This is a genomic window from Butyrivibrio sp. (assembly GCF_024699075.1).
Window position 1 is genome coordinate 1 of record NZ_JAILQF010000238.1, and the last position, 9,709, is coordinate 9,709.

The window sequence follows — 9,709 nt, forward strand, 5'->3', positions numbered from 1 at the left end:
CAGCATCAGATACATCAGCATCAGAAACTTCACAATCAGATTCTGCTAATGGTGATACTGAAAACTCCGATGATAATACATCAAAGGCGCAGCTGCCAGCGTCAGAAGAAGACCTTTATGCCTTTATGGAAGGCGAATGGGACTTTTTTAACACAGATACTATGAATGATTATGGACATATTGTAATATCTGCAGATGGTTCTTTTGACTACGGATACATAGGTGAAGAAGAGACCTGTACAGGAGATTTCACGGCCAATCATTTATATGAAGCTGAAGAGAATGTTCCCTTATCATTAACTATATCCGTAGCTGGAATTGATAATATTTCTTTTGATGAAGATTTGGTATATGTACCTGAGGATGGAACAGCAGTTTCTGATGTCAAGATATATTATGGAAGCTGCGATGGAGAAGACTATGTATTTTTTGAAGAGACAGGTAATGGTGATACCTTTTTAGGCATTTACCTGTTCCAGGACCCAAGTACTTTTGACGGAACATATCCAATGACTGCACCTTCTTTTGTTATGCATAGGGCAAGTAATGAAAGTGAAGGTGATTCTATTACAAGTGACAGCTTTTATGCCTGGGTCTGGAAAGCTGATGAAGGCGGAATATGGGCACAGGAGATGAAGCCTCTTACATGGGATGCAGAAGATGAATATACCTTGAATCGTTATAATGCTGCTGCCTTTACACCCTCAGACCTTAGTTCAGTATATTATGAGTATACTGATTCTGTTGATAAAAGGGTTTTGCTAAATGGGCAGAGGCTCGACATGGAATGCCCAAGATATATGTGCAGGGTTACTGTAAATGATGAAGGCTTGATTGAGAATCTTGAAGAGGTTGATGCAACTTATTATGGAATATATGTTCTTGGAGAAATAGAAGCTGAAATATCTTATGATGGTATGATTTTTACATATAATGGCGTAGATTTTGATCTATCAGAAGAAGGCGCAAGTACAGCCATTATGAATGTATATTCTGCATATGGCAAAGAGATTGTAGAGTGTCATGTAAATCCCGACATTACAGGAAGTAATGGGGAATGCCCAGAAGTACATGGATGTACTTCTATTCCCTCCACGAATGAATACTTTATTTTTAATAAATACCTTGGTGAGTTTGCATATGATCCGATAGTGGGGACTAATCTTATATGGCTTAACGACGACTTTACAACAGCAATCTATGCTAATGGCAATGAAGTGAGAGATCTGTGCGGAGATCTTATGTTTAATGTAGAAGGAGGTGAGATCTACTCACTGGAATTTACAGATGATGGAAATAGTGTTATATGCTCATATTATATAAATGGCAGTGATGAGACCAAGGAAGAAACTTTTGAAATGCCAGAGCGCCGTGATATTGCCATGAATGCTTTTAGCGATTATACAAGCTCACAAACTGCAAGTGATTACAGACGCTTTATGGAATATGCTCCGACTGATGCAGCATTCTTTGTGATTACTGATCCTCAGGACTGGGTTCTTAGTTACTATTGCGCAATACCACTTGAAGAGGGTGCAGAAAACATTGTCATAATAGTATCTCTTTATGATGATACCGATTTTGAAATATATGAAAGTAACAATAATCTTATAGAAGAGATTACCCTTAACAGAGGAAGAAGCAGTGCCTATCTGATGACTGTATCTGAGACAATGGCTTTATATAACGTTAATGCTAGTACTACAATTGATGGACAGACAGTTAAAGCCAGCTGGCCTGTTGCAACATTTAGCGGCGAGACTTATCAGCACTCTCAGTTCATTACTTACTAAAGCCTCTCTATTATTTGCAATTTTCAAGTTGTTATGAAAAACTTTTGAAAATTACAACTTTTATTTTGAATATTTCATTTTTTTATACCTTATCCTTTCCTATAATGAATACTGTAATCAAGATATAAGTTTCCTGATTGCAGGAAACAAAAAAGGGAAGGGTAGGGTATTTTATATGAAAAAGAAACTTCTTAGTACACTTGCATGTCTGACAATTGCAACTACTACACTGGCTGGCTGCGGTGGCAGCACATCAAACACACAGACAGGTACAGATGCAAGTACTGACGCATCTGCAGACACTCAGCAGGCAGAAGGGGAGGCTCAGACTGAATCTGCAGATTCCGGGGAAAAGATAACACTTAGTATCTACACACAGTATGCTGATGATGACACTAAAGTTCCATATGATTATGCAGTAGAGCAGCTTGCAGAGGCTTATCCTAATGTAGAACTTAACCTTATCGTACAGGCACAGGATGATGGACAGACACTTAAGACACTTGCGGCTACTGGACAGCTTCCTGATATCTACCAGGCAAGTACTGATATTATCAATACTTTCCGTGAATCCAATCAGATCATGGTACTCAATGATGTAGCAGAATCCACAGGATTTGTAGATAAGTTATATGATGCCAACAAAGAGCTTGCATACGCAGATGATGGCAATATCTATGCATTCCCATTCTCCGGTCAGGAATATGTACTTTGGTATTACAATAAGGCTTTATTTGAGCAGTATTCACTTGAAGTTCCAAAGACCTATGATGAGCTTCTTAATTGTGTTGAAGTATTTAATGAAAATGGAATCACACCTCTTGCTCTTTTCGGTCAGGAAGGTTGGAACACAGCTGCAGCATATGATGTAATTGCAACAAGATATGCAGCAGGCGGTATCAAGGATCTCGATGAAGGGACAGCGAGCGTAACAGATGAAGGTTATGTAGAAGCAGCTAAGATGATGGAAAGCCTTGTTGCAGCTGGCCTTTATCAGGAAGATGCTACAACTACCAACTATGATCAGGCTTCTGAGAAATTCCTTTCAGGAGAAGCTGCAATGTTCATAAACGGTCAGTGGTACATTGAAGATGCTACAGCATCTCTTGGAGATGATGTTGACTGGATGTATTATCCTGCAGCAGATCTTGCTTCTTATGAAGCAGGCATGAGTGCATTCTCTGGTGGTGGAAGTGCTTCCGGTTTTGCAGTAAATCCTGATTCAGAAAATGCAGAACTTGCAGCAGAAGTTGCAGAGTTCATTACTGAGAAATACTGCGAAGCAAAGGTTATGTACAGACATAATCCACTTGTTGCGATCGATACAGGTAAAGAGCCTGACTCTGAATATCCTGCAATGATGCAGAAACTTTCAGATGCGCTTCCAACTATCACATCTACAACAAAATTCACATGGGGACTTACAAATTCAACATTCAACGATGCAATCCAGGCTGAATCACAGGGTCTTGTATCAGGACAGTTCACTGCAGATGAGTTTGTAGAGAACATACAGGATGCAGTTGAATAAAAATTTTAAGTAAACGTGAATCCTAAGTAATTTTCATTTTATAAGTCATATCTGATAATGTGGAGTGGCTATTATATAGTCACTCCATTATCTTAAATACTAATCTAAAGACTAATCTAAAGACTAATCTAAAGACTTATCTAAAGACTAATCCAAAGACATTCACAATAGTCGAATAAAAATGTTTATAAACTATGTTTTTTATTAAGCATAGATAATGGGAGAATGCCATGAAAAAATACATGGGAAACAAGCTGGCAATATTTTTATTTGTTTTGCCTGCTCTTGCAATATTTGTCATTTTTGATTTCCTTCCGATCATTCAGGTATTTGCATATAGTTTTACAGATTGGAATGGACTTACAATACCGAATTTTACAGGTCTTGAAAATTATAAAGAACTGTTCACTGATAGAGTATTTAGTACATCTAATAGAAATCAACTTATCTTTGCAATAATCATTACTGTATATCAGATGTTTTTTGCAACGATTTTTGCGATCACAATTTCAAACAAAAAAATGAAGGGTAGGAAGTTTTTAAGAGTTGCTTTTTTTATCCCTGTCATATTATCAGTTACTGTTGTATGTCAGCTTTGGAGTGCTATCTTAAGCGGCGAAGGCCTTTTTAACCAGTTATGTGCTCTGTTTGGAAGTGATTATACTCAGAACTGGTTGGGAGACAGATACAAGGCAATCTATGTCATAGCATTTGTTAATGCATGGCAGTGGATGGGTTATCAGTTCGCTCTTATAGTAGCCGGCATAAAGTCAATTCCAACAGACTATTATGAAGCAGCAAAGATTGATGGCTGCTCTAATGTTAAAGCACACATGAAGATCACTATACCGCTTCTTGCAGAAACCTATAAATTCTGCCTTATCATATCACTCACAGGTGGTATTAAAGCATTTACAGAGATGAATATCCTTACAGGTGGTGGTCCTAACAAATCTACATATACACTCACATATATGATGTATAATGCAGCTTTCAAGAAATCGGATTATGGATATGGACTTGCAGCAGCTTCAGTAATGGTTCTTGAATGTATGCTTGTGATGCTCCTTATAAACTTTATCTTCAGGGAAAAGAATCAGCTAAAGGATGAAGAAAGATCAAGGAGGAGAAGAAATGCTTAACGAAAAAAAGAGTTCAATACTTCACGGAATATTTGTGGTCTTTTGCTGGATATATGCAGCCTTTTCCTTATACCCTCTAATCTGGATGCTCTTTTACTCATTCAAGACTAACCAGGAAATCTTTGTAACTAATCCATTCGGATTTCCATGGCCACTTCACTATGAGAACTATATTACAGCCTGGACCAAGTATAATGTGCCGCTTTACTTTCTGAACAGTTTACTGGTATCTATAGGAACAGTAGTGATTACGATCATATGCGCACTTCTTTTTTCTTATGCGACCAGCAGGATGATCTGGAAAGGAAGAACTTTTACAAGACTGTTTCTTGGACTTGGAATGTTCATACCTGTTCAGGCAATTATGATTCCTGTAGTTAAGATAGTGCAGAAATTCAATCTTATGGGAACCAGATGGTCACTTATTTTTCCATATATTGCTATAAATCTTGCGTTTGCCTGCATGGTATATTTTGGCTTTTTCAAGGGAATTCCTATGGAGCTTGAAGAGGCAGCCTGCATGGATGGTGCAAATATCTATCAGACTTTTTTCCTGATAATAGAGCCGCTTGTAAGGCCGGCTACAGTTACACTGGTAATATACATATTCCTTAACGCGTGGAATGAATTTATTCTTGCAAACGTAGTCGTAGGAAGCATTCCAGAACTTAAGACACTGCCTCTTGGTGTACTCTTTTTCCAAGGAGAATTTACCACCGATTGGGGCGGCATGGGAGCTACTATGGTAATCGCATCATTCCCGACTATCATTCTGTACACTATTTTCTCGGAACAGGTAGAAAGCGCCATGACAATAGGCGGAGCCGTAAAAGGATAAATGATCATTTCAAAGAATGCTCTGTAAACAGCAGGGCATTCTTTTAGTGGTATAATTATTATTATGAAAAAAGATATTACTGATATGACTTTAAAGGATATGGAGGCCTACAGCTCTGATCGAAAGAAAAGTCGCACGGACAAGGCAAGAAACATATCCATAAAATATAAAATAGCATCAATGACAGTGCTGGTGGCGCTTATTCCTATGGTGGTACTTGCTGTTATGATGCTTTTCTTCTATAACAGGGCAATCATTGAAAGAGGAAACAGACATATAGAAGAGAATATCAGGATCATGTCGGACAGAATTGTATCGGTTCTTGATAATGGTGAGCTTTGCTCTAATAATCTGACTATAGAATTTAGCGGTTTTTATAACGACAGATCTATGAAGCAGGTTACAAGAGACAATAAGATAATATCACAGATGTCTCAGTCTTTGCTTATATATAATGGAATCGCTTCAATAGTCTTTATTGACACTTCGGGCAACTATTATGTGACAGATCCTGAACTTCTTGATCTTGAAGAGGAGATCAAGAATTCTGATTATGTACAAGAACTTGAGGATGCCGGTGGCAAGACTTATCTTATGGACCCAACTTGTAACATAATGACAAGGGATGACAAAGAGATTGTTACAATGGGAAAGCATATGATCAATATAGTGACAGGAGTTCCCATCGGCTATATTTTTATAAATATGGATAAGGACTATCTTATTGAGTCTTCAAGCAGTGAGATAAGTTATTATTTTTTGTATGATACTAATGGTTATAGTATATCTGTTTCAGGACTTGAAGATCCAATCTATGATGATACAGAATTTATAAATTCTCTTTATGAAGAAGAGAAAAACTTAATTAAGTACAATAAAGAGAATTATCTTATAGCACGAGACACAATAAAAGGTTATAACTGGACTATCGTTGGAGTCACCAATCTTAACAGATTTAACGTAACAGGCAGTGACCTTAGATTTATATTGTTAATAACAGGCGGCGTAACGGCAGCACTTCTTGTTATATCCATGTTCTTCTCTGCCAATATTGTAACAAGACCTCTTAAGAAACTGCATGATGGAGCGCAGGAAATTGCAGAAGGTAATATGAGCTTCAGGTTCAGATTCAGGACCAAGGATGAGATAGGAAGGCTTGGAAGAATATTCAATTACATGACTCAGCGTAATCTTGAGCTTCTAAAACAGGTGGATGATGAAGCAAAGAAAAAGCGCGAATATGAGCTTGCGCTTATTCAGGAGCAGGTTAAACCTCATTTCCTTTATAATACACTTGATATAATCATTATGCTCAACGAAATGGGACGATCAAAGGAAGCTACCAGAGTAACTCAAAAGCTTGCAAATTATTATAAAAATTCCTTGTCAGGAAGTGAAGAAATCGTAACGGTAAGCCGTGAATGCCAGATAATACGCGATTATCTTGAACTTCAGACAATGAGATATGGGGATAAGTTTACTTACGAAATAGATGTTGCAGATGAAATAAGAAATTCACAGGTACCTAAGATGACACTACAGCCACTCGTAGAAAATGCTATATACCATGGCATCAAGAATAAACCTACTTGGGGCAGGATCACAGTTACAGGTACTCTTGAAGAAAAGAATGAAAAGAAGATTGCGGTACTTAAGGTTTCAGATGATGGAATTGGTATAGAACAGGATGAACTTCAAAAGCTTAATGAATTATTGAAGGAAGATCTTAAGAAAAGCTTTGATGAAGGTGAACAGGATAATGAGAATAAAGCCTCTGACCATGATGGAACTAAAGGAGGAAGTCACTTCGGACTTTATAGTGTATCTCATAGAATAAAGCTGTATTTTGGTAAAGAATATGGTGCCTATATTGAAAGTGAAGAAGGCAGGGGTACTACTATCATAATAACGCTGCCTTATGATGATGTCAGATGAGTTGCAGATATCAGATAAAAGAAAAGTATTAAACAGATAGAAAAGTGAAACAGAAATAAAAATAGTAAATTAAGACAAAATAGAAACAGAGATAAAAGAAATAGTAAAAATAGAAAAGCGTATATAAAAGAAATCAGAAATAATAGAAGTAACATATATAACTAAACATCGATATATATCGATAATAAGGCGGAGATAATAGCATGATCAAGATAATGATTGTAGATGATATGCCTATATTTCTTGAATATCTAAAGGGATGCATAGATTGGAATTCTTACGGCTTTGAAATATGTTGTGAAGCACATGATGGTAAAGAAGCTTTGGAAATGTTAGATCAGTACTATCCGGACGTAGTTCTGACTGATATTACAATGCCATATATTAATGGACTTGAACTGGCAGAAAAGATAACTGCAGATTATAAAGACATTTCAGTAATACTTATTACGGGTAATAATGAGTTTGAATATGCGAGAAAAGCTGTAAAGATCGGTGTATGTGATTATATAGTAAAACCATTTGAAAAAGAAGAACTCATAATGAGTCTCTTAAAGCTTCAGGATAATATTGGAAAAGCTGTTGAGAACACACTAGAAGAGCCTGAAAAAGACAATCTCGAAGAAAAACTCAAAGCACTTATCTATGCAGGAGTAGGACAACTAGATGAAGATGAAATAAAGAGCTACAGCCTTTTTTATGACAATGAAGAAAAGGCTAAAAAAGCTTTGGAAAGTTCCATGGAAACAGGATTTCTTGTGGGGCTTGTAAAGTTTGACTTTACGAAGCTTACAGAAAAGACAAGAATTACACTTGAAGATTTCATGAACTGGGAGAAACTTATAGCTAAAATGCTTGAAGATAAGATCGATATTGAAGGATCTTTTAAAGTTTTTCATGACTATGAAAATAATATAGTTGTGATCATGAGATTTGATGATAATAGTCAGCTTGATTCTTTCAAGGGATATGAGTTTTCAGATATTATTGATGTTATTAAAAGCCAGCTTGGAATCAATTGCGCTATAGGACTTGCAAAAGCCGGCAATATAAGAAGTATTAAATCAACCTATGAAAATCTTATGGTATTTCTGAATAATAAGTCTTCAGGACAGTTTTATGATATTAGGAACTCAGAAAACTCTTTAATGAATGGCTCACTTGATGCTATTTTGAGACTTAATAAAGACCTTGAGACACTTCAGGAGGATGATGTTGAAAGCGTAATCAATGATTTATGGAATAATATTAAAACTGGTAACAGTCAAAACGATTCTTCAGGAACCTTTGATGTTATGAACCTACTATCAAGCGCCATAAGTATACTCATGACCAATATTATCAGTAATGGTTTTTCTATTGAAAAGATATATGGAGAGAGCTTTTCGCCAGAGAAGTATTTGGCATTTGAAGAAGGCCCTGAAAAAATGAAAGAGAAGGTTATCTATCTTTACAAAAAAAGAATTGAATTTGAAAAAGCAAAGAAGAATTCAAAGACCTATGATGTGGCAAGCACTGCAAAAAAATACATTGAGGAAAACTTCTCAAACAGTAGCCTTTCAATCTCAGATATATCTGAGAAGCTATGTGTAAATCAGACTTATCTAAGAAAGATGTTTAAAAGTCAGATGGATATGACTTTATCAGAATATATAACTCAATATAGAATGCAGGAAGCAAAAAAGCTAATCACAACTACAGATGAAAAGCTATCTGTTGTCGCAGAAAAAGTAGGATTTAGTGATGTAAGTTATTTTTCCAATGTGTTCAAAAAGTATTATGGAATATCTCCAAGAAGTATGAGCCGGGGGTAAGTATATCTAAGGAAGAGAGTCTTGCACACCCTGAATATATTTGCCAGACTTGAAAAAGAACAGGAATCAGGCAACTTGTCAGCGGTTTCTTATGATGCTATCATTAGGTTAACATATAGTGTTGCATATAAACTCACAATGAAAGAAGATAATGTTCAAAAGAAAGTGGGTGATGTTATGGGTGGAAAAATACTTGATTTACCATGTTTTACTATATTTGATCAAGGCTTGGAAAAAGGCTTGGAGCAAGGAATTGAACAAGGAATTGAACAAGGAATTGAACAAGGAATTCAGATCTTTATAGAAGATAAGCTTGAAGATAATGTTGCTATTGATGTTATAGAGCAAAAGTTATGCAAGAAATTCAACATTTCCAGCGATAAAGCTAAAGAATATATAAAGCAAGTAAAAAACTCTATTGAATCAAATAAATAATGATAACTTAGACACAGCCTATGGTAATAATCCATTGGCTGTGTTTTAGCTAGTTTAGTTTTATAGATTAAATTTCGCATATAAAAGGACAAGTATAGAGATGGGAAAATTCAACAGACACAGCAAAAAGCGTAATGCATTTATGTTACATGGTCCTTTGGCACATCAGGGATATGATTGGTGGTGGCATTCATTTACGGCGCAGGACGTCACAACGGGCG

Annotated in this window: 7 protein-coding genes; all 7 read left to right on the forward strand. The window is 36.3% G+C overall.

What is annotated here, in order from left to right; all coding sequences use genetic code 11:
- The coding region (locus tag K6G87_RS09625; protein ID WP_296836411.1) for a hypothetical protein at positions 1–1,793 on the forward strand (1,793 nt) is incomplete at its 5' end.
- Between the two features lie 175 nt (positions 1,794–1,968).
- A complete protein-coding gene (locus K6G87_RS09630; protein WP_296836414.1) occupies positions 1,969–3,324 on the forward strand; it encodes an ABC transporter substrate-binding protein in 1,356 nt (451 codons plus the stop codon).
- Between the two features lie 230 nt (positions 3,325–3,554).
- A complete protein-coding gene (locus tag K6G87_RS09635) occupies positions 3,555–4,466 on the forward strand; it encodes a carbohydrate ABC transporter permease (RefSeq protein WP_296836416.1) in 912 nt (303 codons plus the stop codon).
- Complete coding sequence (locus K6G87_RS09640) at positions 4,459–5,304, forward strand: carbohydrate ABC transporter permease (protein WP_296836418.1); 846 nt, start codon at positions 4,459–4,461, stop codon at positions 5,302–5,304. The genes K6G87_RS09635 and K6G87_RS09640 overlap by 8 nt, the downstream gene beginning before the upstream one ends.
- Positions 5,305–5,367: 63 nt before the next feature.
- A complete protein-coding gene (locus K6G87_RS09645) occupies positions 5,368–7,239 on the forward strand; it encodes a sensor histidine kinase (RefSeq protein WP_296836421.1) in 1,872 nt (623 codons plus the stop codon).
- Positions 7,240–7,442: 203 nt separating this feature from the next.
- The gene (locus tag K6G87_RS09650; RefSeq protein ID WP_296836424.1) at positions 7,443–9,053 is read left to right on the forward strand and encodes a response regulator transcription factor; all 1,611 of its coding nucleotides are present in this window, start codon (positions 7,443–7,445) and stop codon (positions 9,051–9,053) included.
- Positions 9,054–9,074: 21 nt separating this feature from the next.
- Positions 9,075–9,488 (forward strand): hypothetical protein, encoded by a 414-nt coding sequence (locus K6G87_RS09655; RefSeq protein WP_296836426.1) that lies wholly within the window; start codon positions 9,075–9,077, stop codon positions 9,486–9,488.
- The last annotated feature ends 221 nt before the right edge of the window (positions 9,489–9,709 follow it).